Source organism: Sorangium sp. So ce693 (assembly GCF_051521375.1).
GTDB lineage: Bacteria > Myxococcota_A > Polyangia > Polyangiales > Polyangiaceae > Sorangium > Sorangium atrum.
Genome location: NZ_CP150347.1, coordinates 8,778,371 through 8,800,789, shown reverse-complemented (window position 1 = coordinate 8,800,789; position 22,419 = coordinate 8,778,371). Strand labels below are relative to the sequence as shown.

The 22,419-nt window shown below is 72.2% G+C and carries 19 protein-coding genes; 11 read left to right on the top strand and 8 right to left on the bottom strand.

Going from position 1 to position 22,419, the window contains the following annotated elements:
• Positions 1-5: 5 nt before the first annotated feature.
• Complete coding sequence (locus WMF14_RS32740; protein ID WP_437792648.1) at positions 6-908, bottom strand: PPC domain-containing DNA-binding protein; 903 nt, start codon at positions 906-908, stop codon at positions 6-8.
• Complete coding sequence (locus WMF14_RS32735) at positions 905-2,929, bottom strand: OmpA family protein (protein WP_437792645.1); 2,025 nt, start codon at positions 2,927-2,929, stop codon at positions 905-907. The genes WMF14_RS32740 and WMF14_RS32735 overlap by 4 nt, the downstream gene beginning before the upstream one ends.
• 175 nt (positions 2,930-3,104) lie before the next feature.
• Between WMF14_RS32735 and WMF14_RS32730 the strand changes: the two genes are divergently transcribed.
• The 3 genes from WMF14_RS32730 to WMF14_RS32720 all read left to right on the top strand — a co-directional run bounded on the left by WMF14_RS32730 (position 3,105) and on the right by WMF14_RS32720 (position 5,650).
• Positions 3,105-3,764: a Maf family protein gene (locus tag WMF14_RS32730; protein ID WP_272094866.1), complete on the top strand. Its 660-nt coding sequence runs from the start codon at positions 3,105-3,107 to the stop codon at positions 3,762-3,764.
• Positions 3,761-5,302 carry a hypothetical protein gene (locus WMF14_RS32725; protein WP_437792642.1) on the top strand — a complete coding sequence of 514 codons (1,542 nt, stop codon included), beginning with the start codon at positions 3,761-3,763 and terminating at the stop codon, positions 5,300-5,302. The genes WMF14_RS32730 and WMF14_RS32725 overlap by 4 nt, the downstream gene beginning before the upstream one ends.
• Positions 5,303-5,386: 84 nt before the next feature.
• Complete coding sequence (locus WMF14_RS32720) at positions 5,387-5,650, top strand: hypothetical protein (RefSeq protein ID WP_012238561.1); 264 nt, start codon at positions 5,387-5,389, stop codon at positions 5,648-5,650.
• Here the strand turns inward: WMF14_RS32720 and WMF14_RS32715 are convergent.
• Complete coding sequence (locus WMF14_RS32715) at positions 5,631-6,701, bottom strand: RluA family pseudouridine synthase (protein ID WP_272094862.1); 1,071 nt, start codon at positions 6,699-6,701, stop codon at positions 5,631-5,633. The two genes, WMF14_RS32720 and WMF14_RS32715, sit on opposite strands and share 20 nt — an antisense overlap.
• Before the next feature lie 53 nt (positions 6,702-6,754).
• Positions 6,755-7,315, bottom strand: a complete 561-nt coding sequence (locus tag WMF14_RS32710) for an SMI1/KNR4 family protein (RefSeq protein ID WP_437792640.1) — start codon at positions 7,313-7,315, stop codon at positions 6,755-6,757.
• A 783-nt stretch (positions 7,316-8,098) separates the two neighbouring features.
• Between WMF14_RS32710 and WMF14_RS32705 the strand changes: the two genes are divergently transcribed.
• Positions 8,099-9,994, top strand: a complete 1,896-nt coding sequence (locus WMF14_RS32705) for a MopE-related protein (protein ID WP_437792637.1) — start codon at positions 8,099-8,101, stop codon at positions 9,992-9,994.
• An 80-nt stretch (positions 9,995-10,074) separates the two neighbouring features.
• Complete coding sequence (gene sixA, locus WMF14_RS32700; RefSeq protein ID WP_272094858.1) at positions 10,075-10,602, top strand: phosphohistidine phosphatase SixA; 528 nt, start codon at positions 10,075-10,077, stop codon at positions 10,600-10,602.
• 34 nt (positions 10,603-10,636) lie between these two features.
• Here sixA and WMF14_RS32695 read toward each other — a convergent pair whose 3' ends face one another.
• Complete coding sequence (locus tag WMF14_RS32695; protein ID WP_437323915.1) at positions 10,637-11,671, bottom strand: AAA family ATPase; 1,035 nt, start codon at positions 11,669-11,671, stop codon at positions 10,637-10,639.
• A gap of 130 nt (positions 11,672-11,801) precedes the next feature.
• Between WMF14_RS32695 and WMF14_RS32690 the strand changes: the two genes are divergently transcribed.
• Positions 11,802-13,337, top strand: coding sequence for a flavohemoglobin expression-modulating QEGLA motif protein (locus tag WMF14_RS32690; protein WP_272094856.1), 1,536 nt, complete (start codon positions 11,802-11,804; stop codon positions 13,335-13,337).
• Between the two features lie 59 nt (positions 13,338-13,396).
• On the opposite strand, the gene WMF14_RS32685 is transcribed toward WMF14_RS32690, so the two are convergent.
• A complete protein-coding gene (locus tag WMF14_RS32685) occupies positions 13,397-14,245 on the bottom strand; it encodes an RNA polymerase sigma factor (RefSeq protein WP_437792633.1) in 849 nt (282 codons plus the stop codon).
• Between the two features lie 168 nt (positions 14,246-14,413).
• Positions 14,414-15,205 (bottom strand): enoyl-CoA hydratase/isomerase family protein, encoded by a 792-nt coding sequence (locus WMF14_RS32680; protein WP_272094854.1) that lies wholly within the window; start codon positions 15,203-15,205, stop codon positions 14,414-14,416.
• An 84-nt stretch (positions 15,206-15,289) separates the two neighbouring features.
• On the opposite strand from WMF14_RS32680, the gene WMF14_RS32675 reads away from it, so the two are divergent.
• The 5 genes from WMF14_RS32675 (at position 15,290) to WMF14_RS32655 (ending at position 21,317) form a co-directional block, all read left to right on the top strand.
• Entirely contained in the window at positions 15,290-15,556 is a 267-nt protein-coding gene (locus WMF14_RS32675; protein WP_044969499.1) for a phosphopantetheine-binding protein, read from the top strand.
• A gap of 25 nt (positions 15,557-15,581) precedes the next feature.
• A complete protein-coding gene (locus WMF14_RS32670; RefSeq protein WP_437792631.1) occupies positions 15,582-17,894 on the top strand; it encodes a beta-ketoacyl synthase N-terminal-like domain-containing protein in 2,313 nt (770 codons plus the stop codon).
• Positions 17,891-18,802: a hypothetical protein gene (locus WMF14_RS32665; RefSeq protein ID WP_437792628.1), complete on the top strand. Its 912-nt coding sequence runs from the start codon at positions 17,891-17,893 to the stop codon at positions 18,800-18,802. The genes WMF14_RS32670 and WMF14_RS32665 overlap by 4 nt, the downstream gene beginning before the upstream one ends.
• Positions 18,799-20,709 (top strand): beta-ketoacyl synthase N-terminal-like domain-containing protein, encoded by a 1,911-nt coding sequence (locus WMF14_RS32660; protein ID WP_437792625.1) that lies wholly within the window; start codon positions 18,799-18,801, stop codon positions 20,707-20,709. The genes WMF14_RS32665 and WMF14_RS32660 overlap by 4 nt, the downstream gene beginning before the upstream one ends.
• Positions 20,710-20,831: 122 nt before the next feature.
• Entirely contained in the window at positions 20,832-21,317 is a 486-nt protein-coding gene (locus WMF14_RS32655; RefSeq protein WP_272094848.1) for a hypothetical protein, read from the top strand.
• 175 nt (positions 21,318-21,492) lie between these two features.
• Here WMF14_RS32655 and WMF14_RS32650 read toward each other — a convergent pair whose 3' ends face one another.
• Entirely contained in the window at positions 21,493-22,407 is a 915-nt protein-coding gene (locus WMF14_RS32650) for a patatin-like phospholipase family protein (protein ID WP_437792622.1), read from the bottom strand.
• Positions 22,408-22,419: the final 12 nt, after the last annotated feature.

Here is a 22,419-nt window from a genome sequence, read left to right as displayed (position 1 = left end):
CGCTCTCAGTTCTTCCGTGCGAGGCGGAACTGTTTCTTGCCTGTCGTCGCGTCGACGGTGGGAGGCTCGATGCGGAGCATCGTCAGCGAGACCTCGCGCACGCGGCCGTCGCGCTCCTGGCGGAGGCGGATCCGCTCGCCATCCGAGCTGATCACAATACAGTCGCCGAAGTGAAAGTGGGTCACGTTGTCGCCCACTTCCGGATAGGGCTCGTCCTCCTGGCGAGGACGGGTCGGGCGCTGCGGTAGCGGGGCGGCGGCGAGCTCCGCGGAGCCCGATGAGGCCGCGCGCGGCGGCTCCGCGGCGGGCGCCGGAGGCGCCGCGCGCGGTAGCTCCGCGACGGGCGCCGGGGGCGTCGCGCGCGGCGGCTCCGCGGCGGGCGCCGGAGGCGTCGCGCGCGGCAGCTCCGCGGCGTGCACCGGAGGCGCCAGGCGGGGTGGCTCGCCCGCGAGCGCGGGGAGGGCCGACGACTGGGTTGCTAGCTGCATCGTGCCCGTTCGATCGTCGAACACCCGCACCAGGGGCAGATCGTCGAACGCCGTGACGCGGAGCTCGAGCCCGTAGACGCGCGCCCACACGAGCTCGCCGGCGGCGAGCTGGAGGCCGACGCCCGACTCGCGGGCGAGCGTGGCCGACAGCCGAAGCGAGGTCTCGCCCTGCTGGAGCGCGATGTTCCCAGAGAGCGCCACCACGTCGCACGGGCCGTCGAGGACGCGCGTCTTCGCGTAGGTGCGGGAAGCTTGATCGAACAGCGCCACTTCGGCCTTCTCGAGCGAGCCTACCCCCTCGATCCAGCCGGCGCGCGCCTCAGCCTCATCGAGGGCGCGCACCAGCGCTGCGGGGAGCTCCTCGCCCCGGTCGAGGCGGATGATCAAATGGCGGGCACGGCGTGCCTCGAGGACATTCATCGCTGTTTCTTTTCTCCGGTCGTCGAGGGGGCGGCGCCCGGAGCACCCGGGGCTCTTTCAGAGCGCCGAGCGCGGGTCGCCGTCACCTCGATCTGGGGCGCGCCAGGCGCGCGCTTGGCTGATGGGTCGCCGGCGGCGGCCGTGATCCGGTCCGCCGGCAAGCCCGCGTTTGCAAGGAGATCCTTGACGGCGCTCGCGCGCGCGCCCGCGAGCTCGATGGCGCGCGCGGACTGATCGCCCTGACGATCGGCGTAGGCCTCCACGATGACGATGTCGAGGGGCATGCGCCCGCGCATGAGCTGCGCGATCATGCCGAGCTGCGCCGCGAGGGCTGGCGGCACGCGGGCGCTCGCCGCCGGGAAGCGGACCAGGCCGTCGAGGACGACCTGATCGCCGGACCACCGCGGCAAGGACCTGCCGCCCGGCTCAGGGCAGCCGTCGGCGTCGTTCGTGCCGTCGATCGTCTCGGCGGTCATGGGGCATGCGTCGGCCGCGTCGGCCACGCCGTCCTCGTCGTTGTCGCGCTCGGGGCAGCCGTCGTCGTCCTGGAAGCCGTCGCGATCCTCGGCGCTGTTCGGGCACTGGTCGCTGGCGTCAGGGACCTGGTCGATGTCGTTGTCGGGATCCGGGCAGCCGTCGTCGTCCTTGAAGCCGTCGACGTCTTCCGCGCCCATGGGGCACGTGTCGCTCGCATCCAGGATCCCGTCGCCATCGTTGTCGGGATCGGGGCAGCCGTCGCTGTCCTGGAAGCCGTCGCGGTCCTCGGCGGCGTTCCGGCAGGCGTCAGCGTCGTCCGGGACGCCGTCGCTGTCGTCGTCCGCATCAGGGCAGCCATCGCTGTCCTGGAAGCCGTCGATCGTCTCGGGCTCGTCCCGGCACCTGTCGCGACCGTCGGGGATCCGATCGCCGTCGTTGTCTGGATCGGGGCAGCCGTCGCCGTCCCGAAAGCCGTCGCGATCCTCCGCGGCGAGCGGGCACTCGTCGTCGCGATCCAGGACGCCGTCGGCGTCTGCATCGCGCCCCGTCGGCGCATAGCGGAGCCCCAGGTTGAACCGGAAGCGCGGCGCGGTGAGCGCGCCGTCGGAGGCGAACGGGATGGCGCTGCCGCCGCCCACGGACAGCGAGACGTCGCCTGCGAGCAGCGGGGCGCTCGTGGCCGAGAGGATCCACTCCGCCGGCACCAGCGGCGGGGCTCCGGCGGGCTGCTCGGCGAGCGTGTAGAGGGCGAACGCCTCCGCGGACGCCGCGAGCCAGCGGTCCGGGAGCACATCGACCGAGGCGCCGAGGGCGCCGAGGAGCTGTGGGCCGACCTCGGTATCGATCAGCGTGCTCGATCCACGGAGCCGGGCCCCGACCTCGGCCGCGAGCAGGAGCTTGCCGAGCCGGTACGCCGCGGTGACGCTCGGCGCGAGCGTGACGGTCCCGGCGCTGGCGAACACCGACCCGTCGCCGGTGGGCAGACCCAGATCGAGGCGCGCTGCCAGCGAGAAGCCGTCGAGCGGACCACGCTGGGCCGGCGGCAAGATCGCGAACGCGGCGCCCAGGCGCGCGTCGCGCATCACGCTGCGCTGGAGCTCCGTGTCGGTGCCGAGGACGTCGGAGAAGCCTGCACCGTCCTGGTACAGGGTGACGGGGGCGGCGACCGTCACCTCCAGGCGATCGGTGAGCCCGAACGACGCCAGGAAGGTCGCGTCGACCATGTTGTCCAGCGCATGGATGACCGTCCCCTCGGGGTCGGGCGAGTCGGTGCGCAGGCCCACTGGCCGCGACAGGTAGCTCGCCACGAGGCCGAACGAGGCCTTCGCGTCCGGAGCCGTCCCTGTGCTCCCCACGGCGAAGAAGGGGCCGCCGCCTGCGTGAGGCCAGAGGTTGTCGGCGTCGATACAGCCCGACAGCCCGCTGGCCGGCGCGCACTCGTCCGCGCGCGCCGGCGCCGGAAGAAGGAGGGCTGCCGTGAAGACCCCGGACACCACCAGCAGCGGGAGGCTCGATCGTGCAGGCACCCTCCGGTTGGCGCGCATCGCGCCCGACCCTCTACTACTCCCGGGGGGAGAGTCAAAAGAGCAATCGACGCGTCGCGATCCGCTGGCGTCCGGGGCTCGGTTTGCGTCGGATTGCGTCGTGCTCCGCGGTCGCGCTCGCGCCGTGCTAGGACCACGCCCGGCCGGGGCCGGCGCCGCCGGCGTCCGCACGATCATGATCGACGACTCGCACCCGCTCCTGCTCGGCTCCGGCTCGCCGCGCCGGCGAGAGATCCTGACCACGCTCGGCCTGCCTCTCCGCGTCGCGGCAGCCGAGGTCGACGAGGCGGGGCGCGCCGGCGAGGACGCCGCTGCCTACCTGGAGCGCGTCACCCTGGCGAAGCTCGCGGCCGCGCGGCGCCTGCGCCAGGCGGCCGGGGCCGGCGCGATCCTCGTCGCCGACACGTCGGTCATCCTCGGCGATTCCATCCTCGGCAAGCCGCGGGACGAGGGCGACGCGCGCGCCATGCTCCGCGCCCTCTCGGGCCGCGAGCACCAGGTCTGGACGCGGTTCGCGATCGCCGACGGCGATCGGGCCGACGTCGCGACGGCATCCGTCGCGGGCCCCGCCGAGGCGCTCCACGCCGAGACGGTCGTCACGCGGGTGCGCTTCCGCGGGCTCGACGACGACGAGGTGGCGTCGTACGCGGCGACCGGCGAGGGGCTCGACAAGGCCGGCGCCTACGCGATTCAGGGCATCGGCGCGTTCGCCGTCGCGCGCATCGACGGCTCCTATTCGAACGTCGTCGGTCTGCCCGCGTGCGAGGTCGTCGCTGCGCTGCGGGCCACCGGCTTGCTTGCGCGCTTCCCGCTGCCGCTCGCGCGCTCGTCATGAGCGGCGGCGCCTCGGTCGTCGCGCGTCGGCGCGACGCGGGCACGATCTTCGCGCTCGCCCTCGCCGCGCGGCTCGCCGTCGTCCTCTGGGCGGCCGAGCGCTTCCCGCCCACCGCCGACGGGACGTACTACCAGCGCATCGCCGAGCGGATCGCGGCGGGGCTCGGCTACACGTGGCTATGGCCGGACGGCGTCGTCACGTACGCCGCGCACTACCCGGTGGGCTATCCGGGCGCGGTCGGCGCGCTGTACGCGCTGCTCGGCACACACCCCGCGGTCGCGATGCTGCTGAACGCCGTGCTCGGCGCGCTCGCGGCGCTCGCCGTCCATCGCCTGGCGGCCCGCGCTGCGCCGCGCTCGCGCGCCGTGCCGGCGCTCTCCGGTGGGCTCGTCGCCCTCCACCCCGGGCTCGTCGCGTATACCCCGGCGCTCATGACCGAGGGCGTCACCGGTTCGCTGGTCGCCTGCGCGGCGTGGGCGTCCGCGAGGGCGCGGGAGCGCCGCCCCGCGCTGGCCCCGTTCGCCGTCATCGGGCTGCTCCTTGGCGCCGCCACCCTCGTCCGCCCGCAGGCGCTCCTGCTCGCGCCTCTGTTTGCCGGCCTCGCCCTCTCGGGCTCTCCGCCAGCGGGCGGTCCCCGGCTCCTCTCGCCGTTTGTCGCGCGCGCGGCGCCCGTCCTGCTGACCGTCATCGCGGCGCTCCTCGTGTGCGCGCCGTGGACCGCGCGCAACTGCCTGCGGATGAACCAGTGCGCTCTGGTCAGCGTGAACGGCGGATGGAATCTCCTCATCGGAGCGGACCCGGCGTCCACCGGCGCCTGGGCGCCGGTCCAGGTACCCGAGGCGTGCCGCGAGGTCTTCGATGAAGCCGGCAAGGACGCCTGCTTCGGCCGCGAGGCGCGCCGGTACATCGCGGAGCACCCGGGCGAATGGCTCGGGCTCGTGCCCAGGAAGCTCGCGGCGACGCTCGACTACTGCGGCGCGGCCGGGTGGTACCTCCACGCTTCGAACCCGTCGGCGTTCAGCGAGGCCCACAAGGTCGCGCTCGGCGCCGTCGAGACCGTCTTCGAGCGCGTCGTCCTCCTGGCCGCGCTCGTGTGGGCAGCGCGCAGGCCCGCGCAGGCGCCCGGCGCAGCTTGCCGCCCCTCGCTCGCGCAGCGCGCGCTGGACATCGCTCGGCTCGCGCTGTTCGCGCTGGGGGTAGTCGCCGCGCTGCACATCCATGCATGGGCGGGCTACATCGCGCTCCTCGGCCTCGCGCTGCTCAAGGGCCGCGCGCTCCTCCGGGCGCCGGTTCTCGTGGGCGCAGCGCTCGCCGTCCTCGCTGCGACCGCGGCGACGCACGCCGTGTTCTTCGGTGCCGGGCGTTACGCGCTGGTCGCGTTCCCTCTCCTCTCGGGGCTCGCCGCCCTCGCCGCGGCGCGCCAGGAAGCGGATCGGCCTGCCGCCGGCGCGCCCGGAGCGACCACCCACATGCCCGCCGCGCCCCTCGCGCAGCCGCGCGGGTCCGGGGGCGGGTCGTCGGACGACGAGCTACTTTGACAGCGCCGCCTGGGCTGCTGCATCCTAGGCCCCCGTCGGCTCGGGAGCGCGTGCCCCCGGCTGGTGAACCTGGAGGAGAGACGGATGCCCTTGATTGAAACGGAAGAGGCGGCGCGCCGCCTCGCGCGCGCCATCGCGAGCGATCTCTCGCTCTACAACGAGGAGAAGATCGTGCAGGGCATCCAGCAGGATGACCTCTTCACGGTCTTGTCCGAAGAGATCGAGGAAGGGCGCGCCCTCTACAAGAGCCGCGTCTCGCCGGACCTCTACCAGAAGAACTTCTACGACCGCGCCCTCGTCGACATCCTGATCAAGTCCAAGGGCCACATCAAATCGAAGATCTGGTAGCGAGCGCCCGCAGCTGGTCGAGCGCCTTGCGCATGTCCGCTGGCAGCGCGCTCTCCCAGCGCACGGGCTTCTGCGTGGCGGGGTGGATGAACCCGAGCACGCGCGCGTGGAGGGCTTGCCGCCCCAGCTCCTCCGCGATCGCCCGTATCGCCGGCTTCTTCGGCGGCTTGCCGTAGAGGGGGTCTCCGAGGACCGGCGTCCTGCCGCGCTCGGCGAGGTGCACCCGGATCTGGTGGGTGCGGCCCGTCTCGAGCGAGCACGCGACGACGGTCGCCGCGTCGCCGAGCCTCTCGAGCACGCGGACGTGCGTCACGGCGCGGCGCGGCGCGGCGACGCGTGAGCCGGGCGCGCCGGCTCCGGAGCCGGGCGCGCCTGCGCCGCCGCGGATCCACGACGTGAACCGGAGCCTGTCGGTCGGGTGCCGGCCGTGGAGCGTGTCGTAGGTGGCGTCTCGCGCCTCGCCGGCGACGATCGCGGCGTACTCGCGCTCGATCGCGTGCCTTGCGAACCGATCTTTCAGCGCCTCGCGGGTGGGTTCGTCCTTCGCCACGACGAGCAGGCCGCTCGTCCCTCGGTCGAGCCTGTGAACGATCCCCGGGCGGACGTGGCCCATGGGATCGCGCGGATCGGCAGGCGCCAGGGCGAAACCGGGCAGGGCGAGCAGCCCGTTGACCAGCGTGCCGGACTCGTGGCCGCGGGCCGGGTGCACGACGAGCCCTGCAGGTTTGTCGATGACGAGCAGGTGCTCGTCCTCGTACACCACCGGGATGGCCACGTCGGGCTCGGCCGCCGTGGGCGAGGGCGACGGCTCTTCGGGGCGGACCTCGACGAGCGCGCCTGCGCGCACCGCCACCGACGCGCGCGCCGGCACCCCGTCGACGAGCACCCGACCGGCGGCGATCCACCGCTGCACCGCCGCGCGAGAGGCCGCATGGCCGGCGCGGTCGAGCAGGTGGACGACGAGCTTGTCGAGCCGGTCACGAGGGTCGCCGTCGTCCACCTGGAACCGGAAGTGGAGCGCTCCTGCACCGGCAGCCATCGCGTTCGTCACGGACGTCGTTCACGGCCGAGCGGCGCCAGGGCGAGGGCGTCGTGGCCGCGCGATCAATACTCCGTGTCGCCCTCGTCGTCCTCTTCGGCGGTCCCGAGCTCGGGGTTGAGCGCCACGTGCGACTCGAGGTCCTCGAGCCGCTGCGATTCGCGCAGCTTGATGAGGCCGCACTGCTCGGCGAGGTACAGGTCGAACGCCGTGTAGCGCGGGAAGACCCGGACGTTCGTGTCCTCGTTGTCGAGGCCGAGGATGACGAGCTCGCCGTCCCGCCTGGCCTCCCCGAGGTAGAGCGCGTTCCAAGGCTGACCTGGGAGGTTGGGCAGCCTCACGACCTTGGCCCGGAGCCGTGATTCGGTCCAGCCGAGGTCGGTCTTCGCCTCGGCCAGCTTGCGGACCGAGGTGAGCTTCGGTCGAGGCGCCGACGGGTCCTGGCCGAAGCGATGCCGCCCCTTGAACCGCGGGCCCAGGCTATCGAGCGCGAAATCGAACTCGAGGAACGCCCGCAGCGTGGGCGGCAGCTCGACCATCAGCCTCGACTCGAGCGCATCGAGAGCCGCCTGGCTCGCTCCCACGGCGGTATGGCGGGAAGGGCGCTTCTTCAGTTGAGCGATCACGCGATGCACGAGCTCAACGCCACGTTCGATCGGTGCCATGTATCCACGCGCCGCGGTTACGCGGTGTTCTTCAGGACCCAAAGGGCCTCACTGGGGCCGCGTCTCTGGGCCCCGACTGTTGCAGGCTCGTCGCGCGCTCGGCCGGCGGTCTACATCGGCCGACCGGGTGCGCGTCCCTCTATGGTGCCTACCGGTCCGGTCCGCTCGGTGTCAACCAGCGATCGCACTGCGGTCGATCATTCCTCCTCCCCCTGAAGTGCTCGCCTGGTTTCCCGTCACCCTCGCCTCGAGGAGCGCGGTCCGCCTCTCCCACGCGCGTTGAAGGCGCGCCGCGCTCGCCAGATCAGGACGGCGGCTGCGATGAGCACCACCGCGGCGCCGATCCCCAGGATGACCCATTGTGGCGCAGGGTAACGCCCGCGCTGAAGGCCAGGAGGCGGCCGCTCGTACTCGATCTGGAGCTGCACGCCCACCGGCCCTCGTTACACGCGGATGCTCCGACCCGCAACTGATCCGCGGCGCGATCCGGCCGGCTCGGCGTGCAGGCCAGCTCGTGAGCAGCCCTGGCAGCTGCTCGGCCAGGCCGCGCAGAGCGAGGAAGTGCGCTCGAGATCGACGCCCCCACCGACCGGCCAGCACCAACGGATCAAAACTTGCTTTCATGGAAACTCGGGCTTGTAAAGTGGACCGAAGCGCGGGCACCGTGCGGCCGGTGCGAGAGGGTGAGAGATGAAGCCGGGCTCTTCAGCGTGGTTCGAGGGGGCGCCTCCGCGGCCTTCCCGGATGCGACGGTACCTCCTCGCGCTCGGCGCATGGGCGGCGCTCGGCGTCCTGGCGGGAGCGTGCGGCCGGACGAGCCTCCCCGACCTCTCGGGCGCCAGCGCTGGTGGGGGCGGCTTCGGCGGCGCGACGAGCGGCAGCATGTCGACCTCATCGAGCGGAGGCGGGGGCGTCGGAGGCTTCGACGCGTGCGGCGCCCCCACGGACTGTGACGACGGCGACGACTGCACGAGCGACGACTGCACAGACGGGCGCTGCGACCATCGTCCCCGCGACGACGATCGGGACGGCGTCGGCCCGACGTCCTGCGGCGGGAGCGACTGCAACGACCTCAACCCGTCCGTCTTCCCGGGCGCGCCGGAGATCTGCACGGACGCGGCGGACAACGACTGCAACGGCGTGAGCGACTGCTTCGATCCCGCGTGCGCAACGGGGGAGATCTGCGGCTGCACCCCGAGCCCTGCCGGCGAGCGCTGTCAGAACGGCGTCGACGACGACTGCGACACGATCGTCGACTGCTTCGACGCGGACTGCTCTGGAACGCCGGCCTGCGGCTGCTCCACCTCGGAGGCCGGGAAGTGCGGCAACGGCGTCGATGACGACTGCGATCTCGCCTTCGACTGCGACGACGCCGACTGCGCCTCCGAGCCGCTTTGCGCCTGCAGCTCCCAGCGCGAGCGCTGCGACAACCGCGAGGATGACGACTGCGATCTCCTGGTCGACTGCGGCGATCCGGACTGCCGCGGCATCTTCCCTTGCGCGTGCGAGCCGCCCGGCTCGCCGGAGCGGTGCGAGGACGGCGTCGACAACGACTGCGACGGGCGCGTCGACTGCGCGGACCCGCAGTGCACCTCCGCGCCGGCCTGCAAGCGCTGCGTGCCGGAGGTCTGCGGCGACGGCGTCGACAACAACTGCGACGAGCGCGTGGACTGCGCGGACAGCGCCTGCGCCTTCGCGCCGAACTGCGAGCCGACGCCGGAGCGGTGCAACAACCGCGTCGACGACGACGGCGACGCCCTGGTCGACTGCCAGGACCCGGACTGCGCCAGCAGCCCGGTGTGCGTGATCGAGCAGGCCAACTGCCTGTCGCCGAAGCGCATCCCCGGGACTGGCACCTACACGGGGGACACCGCCGGGCACGTGAGCGAGACCCGGGGTGAGTGCGGCGGCGACGCCGGCGAGGCGGTCTTTTTCTTCGTGCTCACCGCGCCGTCGCGCGTGCACCTCGACTCGCGCGGGTCGGGCTTCGACACGGCGCTCTACGTCCGCACAGGCGCCTGCAACTCCGGCCGGGAGATCGGCTGCGACGACGACAGCGGCGGGGCGCAGGCCTCCCTGCTCGATTTCAGCATCCTGTACCCGGGCACCTATTTCGTCTTCCTCGACGGCTTCACGATCGATCCCGCGAGCGGACCGAACGAGGGCCCCTTCGTGCTCAACGTCGAGATCGCCCCGAACCCGCGCGAGATCTGTGACGACGACCTCGACAACGACGGCGATCACTACGTCGACTGCGCCGATCCCGGCTGCGCCACCTTCGGCCCGTGCCGGAGCTGCGCGAAGGGCGCCGCGCCTGGCCCCGAGTTCGGGACCGCCGCGTGCACCGACGGGATCGACAACGACTGCGACGGCGCGCTGGACTGCGCCGACGAGGACTGCAGCGCAAGCGACGTTTACGTGACGGAGTGCTGCAACGGCCTTGATGAAAACGGGAACGGGTTTCCTGACGATTTCAACTGCCGGTGCGCCTCCGACGCCGATTGCGACGGGGGGCAGCTCTGTTACACGCACACGACGTTCACGTGCGGTTTCCCGTGCGAGAGCTTCCGCGGGAGCATCTGTCCCTTCGTGGCGCCGGGGTCGCACTGCAACGATGCGACCCATCAGTGCGAGTTCTGACAGGCGTCGAGGCGGCGCCGCTGCCTCTTTCGCGCGCACGGCGCTCCCCGGCTGACGCTCGTCCGGGCTAAGGTCAGGTCATGGAGATCCTGATCATTCGCCATGGCCATGCCGTGGATGACGCGCCGGACCTCGGCGACGCAGGTCGCTGGTTGACGGGCAAGGGGCGCAAGCTGACCCGGCGTGTCGCCAAATGGCTCGCGAAGCAGAAGGACCGTTGTCCTGCGGCGATCTGGACGAGCCCCCTCGTGCGCGCGGTGCAGACCGCGGAGATCATCGCCGATGCCGCCGGGCTGACCGACGAGGTGTCGGTGGTCGCCGAGCTCTCTCCCTCACGCGACACGGCCGAGATCCTTCGCCTGCTCTCGCAGCACCAGGGGGATCAGCCGCTGGCGCTGGTGGGGCACGAGCCTTCGTTGTCGGCGCTGGTGACGTCGCTGCTCGGCGATGGCGGCTGGGCTGGCCTGAGCCTGAAGAAGAGCGGCGTCGTCGCGGTGAGCTGGGACGGGCGCGGGCCGGGGACGCTGCGCTTCGCGTTGGATCTGAAGGCCATGAAGGCGGTCACGCCGGTGAAGGAAGCGCAGCAACAGGCGCCTCGCGCGCGGTGATGGGCGTCGACGGGCGTCCGCGCCGCGGCGCCGCTCAGCGCACCGATCTCTCCACGGCGCTCAGCACGTCGACGTCGCGGACGCCGTCCGCCTCGGCGCGGTACGACAGCACGATCCGGTGCCGCAGCGCCGGGATCAGCAGCGCCCTCACGTCGTCCACGTCTGCGGCTGCTTCGCCGCGGAGCGCGGCGCGCGCCTTGGCCGCGATCACCAGCGCCTGGCTCCCCCGCGGCCCCGCGCCGTAGCGCACGTAGTCCCGGACCTCCTGCGCTGCGCGCTCCGCCCCCGGCCGCGTCGCCCTGGCGAGGCGCACCGCGAGGTCCACGGCCTCGTCGGTCACCGGGATCCTCGGGACGAGGCGCCCGATCGCCAGCACCTCTCGCGCCTTGAGCACCGCCGCGATCGCCGGCGGCTTCCCCGAGGTCGTCCGTCGCGCCACCTCGCGCTCCTCGGCCTCGCTCGGGTAGGTGACGTGAATCTCCAGCAAGAAGCGGTCGAGCTGCGCCTCTGGCAGAGGGTAGGTTCCTTCCTGCTCGATCGGGTTTCGCGTCGCGAACACCTGGAACGGGTCGGGGAGGGCGTGCGTGGTGGTCCCGACGGTCACCTTGCGCTCCTGCATCGCCTCGAGCAGGGCGGCCTGCGTCTTCGGCGGGGTCCGGTTCACCTCGTCCGCGAGGACGAGGTTGTGGAAGATGGGGCCGGGCTGGAAGCGCAGGCTCCTCGACCCGTGCTGCTCGTGCAGCACGTCGGTCCCCGTGATGTCGGCGGGCAGCAGGTCGGGCGTGAACTGGACGCGCCCGAAGCTCAGGTCGAGCGCCCTCGCGAGCGACGACACGAGCAGGGTCTTGGCGAGCCCCGGGACGCCGACGAGCAGCGCATGCCCGCGCGCGGCGAGCGTGATCAGCATGGCCTCGACGACATCGTCCTGCCCTACCACCGCCGCCGCGATCGCCGAGCGGAGCCGCCTGGCCCCCTCTGCCGTGCGCTCGAGGAGCGCGGCATCCGAGAGGGCGGTCGATTCCTCGTCGGCGGTCGTCTCGGCGTCATTCCTGTGCTCGGGATCGCTCATACGGGCAGGGCTCGTACCCCGAGGCCGCGATGCCGACAAGGACCCGGCGAAGCCGGCTCTCCCTGCGGCGCGGGTCCTGGCCCGTGGAGGTTTGCTCGGACAGGTGAGCCGGTGTTAGCAATCGATCGCAATGGCGCAGAGCTCTGAGGCCCGGGAGAGGAGAGGGGCGGACGTGGAGGCGCAGCGCGAGCTCACGGTGAGCGAGCCAGCGGACGAGCCGCGCAGCAGCAGCGCTGGCGCGGCGGAGGACGGCGCGGGAGCGGCCGCGACCGGCGGTCCGGGCGGCCCTGGGGACGGCGGCGGGGCCAGCGGTGAAGCGCCGTCGGCGCCGCTCGAGTCCCTGAGCTTGCACGACGGGCCGATCCCGCACGCGCCGCTCCCGCCGGTCGCGGGGCCGTGGCGCTCCTACAAGGAGATCCTCGCGACGCTGGCCCAGCGCGTGCTCGACGCGCAGCGACCGATCCGCATCCTCCAGGCGCTCCGCTGGGAGGCGGACGTCGAAGAGCAATTTCTCCGCTCGAAGCAGCGCGAGCTGCCGGTGGTCACCTACTCGGACGACCTGGGGTTCGACCCGGAGGCCAAGCAGCGCGAGCTCGAGGAGATCCTCCGCGACGCCGAGCGGGAGCTCGGCAAGCGCGATCGGCTCGGGCAGATCCTCCGCGCGACGGCGGACGAGTACCGGAAGGTCGTGAGCATGCTCATCGGACGGGGAACGAAGGCGTTCTACGCGCTGTCCCGCGAGCTCTACGGGTCCCCGAAGGACAAGCTGCCGGACGGAAAGACGAGCGTGCGGGACATGGGCTTCGTGCTCTACGACCTCCTGACGGCCATCGGCGGAGAGCGGCTCGGCCCGTCGCAGCAGCGCGAGATCACGGCGGAGATGGCGGCGCTCGAGCTGAACGCCCGCTTCGACCGGTTCTTCGGCGGCGCGTCGATCCGCGTCCAGGTGGACGACTCGCTCCTCGCGGACGCCGCTGCGGGCAGCGACTACGTGAAGATCCGGAGCGGCGCGATGTTCTCCAAGAGCGATGTCGACATCCTCGAGGCGCACGAGGGGTGGGTGCACGTCGCGACCAGCTTGAACGGGCAAGCTCAACCGGTGGCGCGCTGGCTCGCGAAGGGGCCTCCGCGCACCACGGCGGTTCAGGAAGGGCTCGCCGTTCTGGTGGAGATCCTCACCTTCAGGAGCACCCCGCGTCGGGCGAAGAAGCTGAACGACCGCATCCTCGCGGTGGACAAGGCGGAGGACGGGGCCTCGTTCCTCGACGTGTTCGAGTGGTACCGCACTGAAGGTTACGAAGAAGACGAGTGCTTCCAGAATGCCAGGCGCGTCTTCCGCGGCGGTGTGCTCGCGGGAGGGGCGCCGTTCACCAAGGACGCCTGCTACTGCAAGGGGATCGTCCTCAACTACGCCTTCATGCGCGCGGCCATTCAGCACGATCGGGCGATGCTGATTCCATTCTTGTTCGTCGGGAAGGTCGCGCACGAGGACGTCCCTGTCCTCCATGCGCACGTGACGGACGGGATCATCCGCCCGCCCCCGTATCTCCCGCCGATCTTCGACGACATGAACGGGCTGGCGATCTGGATATGCTACTCCTCCTTCTTCTCCCGCCTGGGAGGGACGGCGCTTGCCGAGCACTACGGCAGGATGCTGGAGCACTGAGAGCGGCCGACCCGGGGCCCCGGTAGCGGCGGCCTCCTCTCGACGCGTGTGGTGGTCGCCTACGGGGCCGGCGCGGCGCAGGCCTGTGCGCTCGGACCGGCGGCGTGCGCCTCGGCGATCGCGCGCATGACCGCGAGCCAGATCCTGCGCCGGAGTGCGTCCGGCACCTCGGGGATGAGCCTGGCCGTGCTCATGAGCGACTCTTCGTCGGCCGCGCGGGAGCGCTCGGCGACCGGGAGGCTCAACGGATGGTGGAGCGCGCGTCGGTCCTCGGCGTTCATGCGCTTCACCGCCACGCGGAAGTCTTCGCGGGCCAGCCGGAGGCGGTTGCGCACCGTGTTCTCGTTCACGTCCAGGTCGCGCGCGATGTCGGCGGTCGTCACATCGAGCAGATCGTGCATGATCAAGACCACGCGTCGCTCGGTGTCGATCGCGCCGAGCAGCCTGCCGACGAGCTGGCCGCTTTGCTCGCGCGCGAGCAGCTGTTCCGAGGTCAAGCCGGGGTCGGCGAGCTCGAACGGCCAGCTCGCCCCGGCGCCGACCGCGATCTCTCGGCGGCGGTAGGCGCGCTCGCGATAATGGCCGACCTGTCGCCAGGCGATGCCGAACAGCCAGCGCCTGAGGGGCTCGCCGAGCGGGCTCGCGGTTTGTGGCGCCCCGCGCTCCAAGCTTGGGGCGTGCCCGCAGGGGTGATGTCCCGCGCGCGGCTCGTCGGGGCAGCGCCTCGGATCGAAGCGATCCAGCGCGTGATACGCAGCGAGCATGACGTCTTGCAGGACGTCGTCGATGTCGCGCTCTGCCACCCCGAGCCAGCGGAGCGCTTGTCGGAGGAACGACAGCCCGACAGTGTACACGGTCTCGAAGCTGGGCCGCTCCAGCAGGGGCCCATGCTCAACAAGCTGTTGCATGCCTGAACTTACGTGCAGCGGCCCCCGCTGATTTGAAAATCGTCCAACCCTCCGATGTCGTCCTTTAAACTGTAATCATTATCACATTCATGGGGTCTCAACCGCGGTGCCGGCTACCCCATGGAGAAGAACGGCGAGGCAGCGCATGGCTCGACGTGCGGCGTGCGCTCACTTGCCTTGGAACACCGGCTTCCGCTTCTCCATGTAGGCGGCGAGCCCCTCGCGGGCGTCCTCCGATGCGAACAGCTCGGCCTGGAGCTCGCGTTCGAGGGCGAGCCCCTGTTCGAGCCCTACCTCGAAGCCTGTCTGAACGGCGCGCTTGATGCGCCCGACCGCCAGCGCCGCGCGATCCGGGAGCGTGAACGTGTGGCTGTACGCGAGGATCCGGTCCATGAACTCGTCATGGGAGGCCGTCTCCCAGACATCATTGACCAGGCCAACCGCGAGCGCTGTCTCGAAATCGAACGTCTGCCCCTCGCACATCAGCTGGATCGCCCGCGATTTACCGATGAGCCTGGCGAGGCGCTGGGTGCCTCCCGTGCCTGGCAGGACGCCCAGCGTGACCTCGGGGAGCCCGACCTTGCCTGCGCCTTTGCGGGCGATGCGGAGATCACAGGCCATCGCGATCTCGAGACCACCGCCCACGGTGTGGCCGTTCAGCGCGGCGATGCAGAGCTTCGGCGTGTGCTCGAGGCGGCTCAACGTCTCGTTCGCGTGGAGACAGAAGTAGTATTTGAACGTCGGGTCCGACTCGCGGAGCATGTTGATGTTCGCTCCTGCGCAGAAGAACTTTTCGCCGTGCCCGGTGATGACGATGACATGGACATCGTTGTCGAAGCGGGCCTCGAGGATGGCCGCGTCGAGGTCCTTCATCATCTCGTGGGTGTAGCCGTTGACCGGCGGATCATTGAGGGTAAGCAGCGCGACGCCTGCAGAGGTGGCGTAGTCGACGAGGGCCATGGGCGCTCTTTACCAAACCGTCAGAAAAAGCGCTGCCCCCTGGTGGAAAGGCGCGGAATTGTGCTACCCCGCAGGGACGTGCTCATGAACGCGCAGGACGTGCGGCAGAAGTTAAAAGAACTCATGGTCGAGGAGCTGAACCTCGAGGGGAAGACGCCGGCCGACATCGACGACGCCGCGCCGCTGTTCGGCGCAGGGCTGGGCCTCGATTCGCTGGACGCGCTCCAGCTCGCCATGAGCGTGGAGGAGCGCTTCGGCGTCCGCATCCCGGAGGGCGACGAAGCGAGGCCGATCTTCGCGTCGGTGGACGCGCTCGTGGCCCACATCGTCAAGTCGACCGCGGCGGCGTGAACGCGCCGCAGAGAGCCGTTCGGGCGTGCGCATCTGGGTGACGGGCATCGGGGTCGTCTCGCCCCTGGCGCGCGGGGCGAGCGAGACGATGGACCGGCTTATCGCAGGAGAGCGGGCCTTCGCGCCGCTCTCCTTGTTCGAGATCCCCGGGACGCGCGGGCGCATCGCCGCGGAGGTCCGCGACCTCTCCCCCGAGGAGGTCGCTCCGCCCGGCGAGGCGGAAGGGTGGTCTCGGACCGACGCGATGGCCGTGCTCTCGGCCCGCGAGGCGCTCGCGCACGCGGGCATCGATCCGAGGGCCGTTCCGGTCGACCTGGTGGTCGGCGGGACGACCGCCGGGATGTTCGAGACGGAGGATTTGCTCGCCTGGCTGTCGCACGACCCCAGCGCGATCGCCCCCCTGAAGCGGATGCTCTCGCATCCGCTCTCCTCGACGGCCGACCATGTCCGCGCCGCCGTCGGTCCGTTTCGGCGGGTGAGGAGCGTCTGCAGCGCCTGCTCGAGCGGCGCGAACGCCATCTTGCTGGGGGCGGCCTGGCTCCGCGCCGGCCTCTCCACCCGCGTGCTCGCGGGGGGCGCCGACGGCCTGTGCCGGCTGACCTACACCGGCTTCGGCGCGCTCGCGGCCGTCGATCCGGAGCCGTGCCGCCCGTTCGATCGGCGGCGCGCCGGCCTGAACCTCGGCGAAGCCGCGGCGTTCCTTCTCCTCGAGTCCGAGGACGCCGCGCGCGCGCGGGGGGCGGAGCCGATCGTCGAGCTCCGCGGATGGGCGACCGGCGCCGAGGCTCATCACATCACCAACCCCGAGCGCGAGGGGCGCACCGCCGCGCGCGTCATGCGCGACGCTCTCCGGTGCGCGGCGCTCACGCCCTCGGATCTGGATTACGTCAACGCGCACGGCACCGCGACGCCGTTGAACGATGTCATGGAGAGCGCCGCCCTGCGCGCCTGCCTCGGCCCCGAGGTGAGCCGCATCGCGGTCTCCTCCTCGAAGGGGCAGATCGGGCACACGCTCGGCGCAGCGGGCGCGATCGAGGCGGCGATCACCGCCCTCGCCATCGCGCGTGGCGTGATGCCCCCGACCGGCGGCCTCGAAGAGGTCGATCCGGAGTGCCAGCTCGTGCACCTCAAGGAGGCGCGCGAGGCGCCGATCCGGTCGGCGATGTCGAACTCCTTCGGCTTCGGCGGCACGGACAGCGTGCTCGTGCTCGCGCAGCCCGGCCGTTTCCCACCGCCGCTCGACGCCGGCAGCGCGCCCCGGCGGCGCTCGGTCGTCGTGACCGCGGCCGCGACGATCGGCCCGCTGGGCGTCCTCGCGTCCCGCGGCGGCGCCGCGTATCTCGAGCCTGGCCCTCCGCCAGCGGAAGGGGCCATCCCCTTCAACACGGCCGCGCACCTCGATCTCGCGCGGGCGAGGCGGCTCGACCGAGCTGGCCGGCTGACGACGGCCGCGATCCTCACGGCCCTCTCGGATGCCGGGCTCGGTGGCGCGGTGCAGGCCGAGGCCGGCGCGGGCGATCCGGCGGCCGACGTCGCGCCGAGCCGCACCCTTCCCGGCGCCATCGTCGGCGCGTCCTTTGGCAGCGTCGACGCCTCGACCGCCTACATGCGACGCATCTACGACAAGGGCGCGAAGTACGCGAGCCCCGCCGATTTTCCGAACCTGGTCCCCTCGTCGCCGGTCGGGCATGCCTCCATCTACCTGGGCCTCCGTGGCCCGGTGTTCGCGATGGCCGATCTCGGAGCGACCGCGGAAGCGGCCATGGTCACGGCCATCGAGCTCATCACGGCCGGGGAGGGGGAGGTGCTCGCCGCCGGCAGCGTCGAGGAGACGAGCCCGATGATCGAGCGGTGCCTCGGTCCGATCTGCTCGCAGGTCGTCAGCAGCGGTGTCCGCAGCGAGGGCGCTGCCGTGCTGCTCTTCGAGAGCGCCGCGCGGGCGCGTGAGCGAGGGGCGCGCCCGGTGGCGACGGTATCCTGGTGGAACTCCTGGCGGGGTGACGGCGTGGGGATGCTCGCGGGAGCGCCAGCGCCGGCGCGCCTCGGCGCTCCGGGAGAGAGCGCTCTGCGAGCGCAGGCCACCGTCCCGTCGCCGGCCGCCGTGTTCGTCGGACGGGAGGAGGAGCGCCTCGCCGCCTGCCTGCATGGCTCACCGTGGGCCGAGGTGCCGCGCACCCTGCTCGCGCCGCGCTCAGGCGATCACGAGGGCGCCGGCGGGTTCGCCGCCGCTGCGGCGGTCGCGGCGCTCGCCAGCCGCGACCTCGCGAGCGTGCTCGTCCTGGGCGGCGCACCCGACCGGGGATACGCCATCCTGCTGGTCGCTCCCGGCGACGCGTGACGACATCGCTGCCCGCTCCCCGCCGTCGTGCGCGGCGCCTCGTCAGCGCTGGGCGCGTCCTGCTCTTGCTCGCGTGCGTCCCCGCCTGCGCCGCGAGCGCTCCGCGGCGCGGCGCGCTCGACGCCGAGCTAGCGCGCCTCCTGCCCGGCCCATCGGCGGGCACGGCCGCCGCGCGGCTCGACCCCTCCGCGTGGCGCGAGGGGCGCGAGCGCCTCGCAGGTCTCCGCCGCGAGGTCGAGGGGGCTGGCCCGCGCACGCTCCGCGTCCGCATGGCGCTGCGGGAGCCGCGCACGGGTCGCATGCTCGAGGCGCGCGGCGCGATCGCGGTCGCCCCGCCGGCGATCGAAGGGCGCGCACGCGCGGCGGGGAGCGACACTCCCGAGCCGGAGGGCGCGCTGCGGATGATCCTCCTCGGCCCGGGCGGCACCACCGCGCTCGACCTGTGGGCGCGCGGCGATCGCTTCCGTTTCGCCCTGCCCGCGCTCGACCTGCTGAGGCGCGGCGACGCCTCGACGCCTCGGGCTTCACTCCGCGGTCTGCCGGTAGATTTCCTGCGCTGGTGGATGCTCCATCCGGCGGCGGGGACGCTGCTCTGGTACTCGCGCGCTGCGAGCACGGATTCCTTCGTCCTGCGCGACGGCGACGCCGTGATCGATCTGCGGGTCAACGATCGGGGCGTGATCGGCGCGCGCCGCACCACGTGGTCGACGGCGGAGGGCGCCCGCCGGCGCCGGCTCGACGAGGAGGTCGTGATCGCCGAGGGCATGGGCTGCGCCAACGTCCGTTACGCGCAGGCCTCGACCGGGCTGCTCATCACGGTGATCTGCGAGGCCGAGGAGCGGGAGCGCGCGCCGGATCCACGCGCGTTCGTCGATCCCGACGCGCTCCGGCCGGGGGGCGGCTCATGAGCGACGCCTGCGTCATCGCCTCGGGCGCCGTCTCGGCGCTCGGCCTCGGCCCTCTCGCGTACCGCGTCCCTCGGGCTGGCGAGCCTGCACCTGTCGCGATCACGCGCGACGAGGAGCTGGCGCGCGCCGGCCTGCTGCGGCCCTTCGCCGCGCGCGCGCCCGCGGACCTCGGCGTCGCTCCGGGCGCCGATCGCGCCACGGACCTGCTGAAGGCGGCGCTCTCGCAGACCCTCGCGGCGCTGGAGGGCGCGCGCCCGGGCTTTCGTGGCGAGCGCATCGGCGTCGCCCTCGGCACCTCCAGCGGCGGCATGCTCACCGCGGAGCGGTTCTTCGCCGCGCGCGCCGAGGGGGCCGACGCCGGCTCGCTCGCCGCGCTGGCCTCGGGCGCGACCTATTTCGCGCCGTTCAACGATGCGCTCGCCGCGTTCGGGCTCGAGCGGACCCCGCTGCGCACGCACCTGCTCGCGGCGTGCGCGGCGAGCACCCTGGCGATCGGCCTCGGTCTCCGCTGGCTCGATCGCGACGCCTGCGATCTCGTGCTCGCCGGCGGCTACGACGCCCTCAGCATCTTCGTCGCCGCCGGCTTCGAGGCGCTCCGCGCGACCACGGCGTCCAGGTCGCGCCCGTTTCGGATCGGCCGTGACGGCATGGCGCTCGGCGAGGGCGCCGCCGTCGTCGCCCTCGTCCGCGAGGACCGTCTCCGCGGCGCCCCGGTGATCGTCCGCGTCGCCGGCTTCGGCGCGTCCACGGACGCGGTGCACATCACCGCCCCGGATCGAACCGGATCGGGGCTCGCGCGCGCCGGCGCCGCGGCGCTCGCTGACGCCGGGTGGCCTGCATCGCGCGTCGGTCTCATCAGCGCCCACGCCACGGCGACGCCTTACAACGATGCGATGGAATCGCGCGCGATCGCCGCGCTGCTCTCGCGTGGCGCCGTGGAGGGCGGCTCGGGCACGCTGCCGGGCGCGGATGCGCTTCCGCCGGTGGTCCACCCGTTCAAGGCTCAGATCGGGCACACGCTCGGGGCCGCGGGCGCGCTCGAGGCGCTCGCCGCCGCGGCCGCCCTCGAGGCGTCCATCGCTCCGCCGGCGGCCTCCGAAGGCGAGCTCGACCCCGACGCTCCGGCTCACCTGCTCGAGCGCGCCGAGCCCCGCCCGCTCTCCTCGGCGCTCAAGCTCTCGGCGGCGTTCGGCGGCGCCAACGCCGCCCTCTTGCTCACGTCCTCCGCGAGCGGGCGCCGGCCGCGGCGCCCCCGCGCCGTGGTTCTCCGCGCGCACGCGCGCGTGACGGGCTCCGATCTCGGGCGCCTCGCCGAGGCGACCGGCATCGCGCGCGACCGCCTCGCGCGCCTCGACGCGCTCTGCCGGCTCGGGCTGACGGCGGTGGCAGCGCTCGCCGCCATCGTCGGCGCCGATCGCTTGCGGGGCGCCGGCATCGTCGCGGGCCACGCGCTCGCCACGATCGACACCAACGATACCTACGACGCCCGCCGGCGCGCGCGCGGAGCCCGCTTCGTCGAGCCGCGCCTCTTCCCTGCGACGTCGCCGAACGCGATCGCGGGCGAGTGCGCCATCGCGTACCAGCTCACCGGGCCGAGCTTCGCGGTAGGCGCCGGGCTCGGCGGCGCGCTGGAGGCGCTCCGCGCCGCGGCCGATCTCGTCGCGTCCTCGGACGCCGACCGCATGGTCGTCCTCGCGGCCGACGACGCCGGGCCGGTCGCACGAGAGCTGCTCAGCCTCACCGGCGCCCGGCACCGCGCGCTCGCCAGCGGCGCCGTCGCGCTCCTCCTGCAGGCGGATCCCGGCGACGACGAGCGCCTGCGCAAGGTCGATCCCGACCTTCCTGTCGACCACGACGGGCCGGTCGGCCACCTCGCCCTCCTCCGCTGGCTCGAGGAGCACGCGTAGCGGCGCGCCCGTCCGCGTCATCCTTGGTGATCGTGATCGCTTCGCTTGCCGATCCGCGCCTCGATCTGGCAAGGTTCCCGGCTGGAATCAGCTGCTTCCCCCGAGCGTTGTCCTGCCCGCGTATGTTCTGCCGCCAAACAAAAGCTGTCGCTTCGCTCCTCGTCGTTGCTTCGGCCGTCCTCGCCGGGTGCGCGACCCACTACATCCCGAACACGGACGTGGAGGACAACGACGACAACCGCAAGATCATCTCGTTCTGCGAGAAGTATCGCAACGCGGTGGAGAGCAAGAACGTGAGCGAGCTGCTCAAGCTCGCGTCGCCCAAGTACTACGAGGACGGCGGCAACATCGATGCGGCGGACGACCTCGATTACGCCGGCCTGCGCACGTACCTCACCGGCAAGTTCCAGGACGCGCGCGCCATCCGCTACGAGATCCGCTACCGGCGCGTCCTCAAGGACGATGACGTCATCTACGTCGACTACACCTTCAGCGCGAGCTATCGCATCCCGGGCGGCAAGGGCGAAGAGTGGCGCCGCAAGGTCGACGACAACCGCCTGGAGCTGGTGGAGTACCAGGACGAGTACCGCATCGTCGCGGGGATGTAGCGGCCGGTCGCTGCGCGACGGCGCCGTCGACGGACGCGGGGGCGAGCGGCGAGCGGGGTGCAGGTTCGTGCGCTACGGGCTCAGCCGCTAGGCAGGCGGGTGAGGCGCACGAAAGTACGTCGCAGCGAGCCGAACGACGCGGATGGGCCCGTAGCGCACGAACTTGCACCCCGCTCTAGTTCAGTGCGCTCTTCGAGGAGGGGGCATCGAACACGCCCTTCTCCTTCGCGGCGGCGAGTATGCGGAGCGCAGTGCGGTAGCCGCGCAGGACGAGCGGCTTGGCGGCGAACCTGTTCATGTAGCTGTACCGGCCGAGCGCGGGCGCCACGTCCAGGAAGGTGACGTTCGGGTAGAGCTTGGAGAGGAGCTCGACGCCGCGGCGCTCCTTTTCGGCGAGAAGAATGCTGAGCGACTGCCGGACGACGCTGGGCGCGCCGCTCCTCGCGATCGAGCGCTGCGACTCGTCGCGCTCCTCGGGACGGTAGATGTTCGAGATGATCACGATGTTCGCGCCGGCATTCACGGCCACATCGGCGGAGAGCGTCCGGATCACCTCGCCGCTCAGGTGATAGCGGCCGTTGATGCGGTAGGGCCGGAACAGGCCGGGCACGCAGCAGCTGGCGGCCACGGCCTGGCTGATCGGCGTGGCCTCGTCGTAGCCCGGGCCGAACACGACCCGCTTGGCGCTGTCCACGTCGACCGCCGTCACGAAGACCGCGTGGGGCAGCTGCCGGAAGTCGTTGATCGGCAGCGTCCGGCGCACGTAGCGCTCGAGCCTGTCGATCGAGAACACCCCGGAGCAGAGGTATCCCGGATCGAGCAGATCGCGCAGCGCGGGAGCTCCAAAGAAGCTCGACACGTGGAGGCGAGGCCCGCGGTGACGCCGTCTCCAGGGGAGGCGGTAGGCGTCGAGCAGCACATCGAGCGGGATGTCTTGCCCGTACGTCGCGCTGACCAGCGCGCCCGCTCCCGCGCCCACGTAGATCTCCGGATGGATGCCCAGCTCCTCGCAAGCCTTCAGCACGCCGAGGTGCGCAAGGCCTCGCGCCGCTCCCCCGGAGCCCACGAACGCGATCTTGAGGCGGCTCATCGAGCCCCGATC

What these genes read in the sequence shown, in the direction of transcription:
- WMF14_RS32695 (WP_437323915.1), bottom strand. Translation starts at nt 11,671, where the DNA reads ATGAGCGATCCCGAGCACAGGAATGACGCCGAGACGACCGCCGACGAG.
- WMF14_RS32705 (WP_437792637.1), top strand. Translation starts at nt 8,099, where the DNA reads ATGCGACGGTACCTCCTCGCGCTCGGCGCATGGGCGGCGCTCGGCGTC.
- WMF14_RS32730 (WP_272094866.1), top strand. Translation starts at nt 3,105, where the DNA reads ATGATCGACGACTCGCACCCGCTCCTGCTCGGCTCCGGCTCGCCGCGC.
- WMF14_RS32650 (WP_437792622.1), bottom strand. Translation starts at nt 22,407, where the DNA reads ATGAGCCGCCTCAAGATCGCGTTCGTGGGCTCCGGGGGAGCGGCGCGA.
- WMF14_RS32740 (WP_437792648.1), bottom strand. Translation starts at nt 908, where the DNA reads ATGAATGTCCTCGAGGCACGCCGTGCCCGCCATTTGATCATCCGCCTC.
- WMF14_RS32725 (WP_437792642.1), top strand. Translation starts at nt 3,761, where the DNA reads ATGAGCGGCGGCGCCTCGGTCGTCGCGCGTCGGCGCGACGCGGGCACG.
- WMF14_RS32720 (WP_012238561.1), top strand. Translation starts at nt 5,387, where the DNA reads ATGCCCTTGATTGAAACGGAAGAGGCGGCGCGCCGCCTCGCGCGCGCC.
- sixA (WP_272094858.1), top strand. Translation starts at nt 10,075, where the DNA reads ATGGAGATCCTGATCATTCGCCATGGCCATGCCGTGGATGACGCGCCG.
- WMF14_RS32660 (WP_437792625.1), top strand. Translation starts at nt 18,799, where the DNA reads ATGAGCGACGCCTGCGTCATCGCCTCGGGCGCCGTCTCGGCGCTCGGC.
- WMF14_RS32655 (WP_272094848.1), top strand. Translation starts at nt 20,832, where the DNA reads ATGTTCTGCCGCCAAACAAAAGCTGTCGCTTCGCTCCTCGTCGTTGCT.
- WMF14_RS32680 (WP_272094854.1), bottom strand. Translation starts at nt 15,205, where the DNA reads ATGGCCCTCGTCGACTACGCCACCTCTGCAGGCGTCGCGCTGCTTACC.
- WMF14_RS32675 (WP_044969499.1), top strand. Translation starts at nt 15,290, where the DNA reads ATGAACGCGCAGGACGTGCGGCAGAAGTTAAAAGAACTCATGGTCGAG.
- WMF14_RS32690 (WP_272094856.1), top strand. Translation starts at nt 11,802, where the DNA reads ATGGCGCAGAGCTCTGAGGCCCGGGAGAGGAGAGGGGCGGACGTGGAG.
- WMF14_RS32735 (WP_437792645.1), bottom strand. Translation starts at nt 2,929, where the DNA reads ATGCGCGCCAACCGGAGGGTGCCTGCACGATCGAGCCTCCCGCTGCTG.
- WMF14_RS32685 (WP_437792633.1), bottom strand. Translation starts at nt 14,245, where the DNA reads ATGCAACAGCTTGTTGAGCATGGGCCCCTGCTGGAGCGGCCCAGCTTC.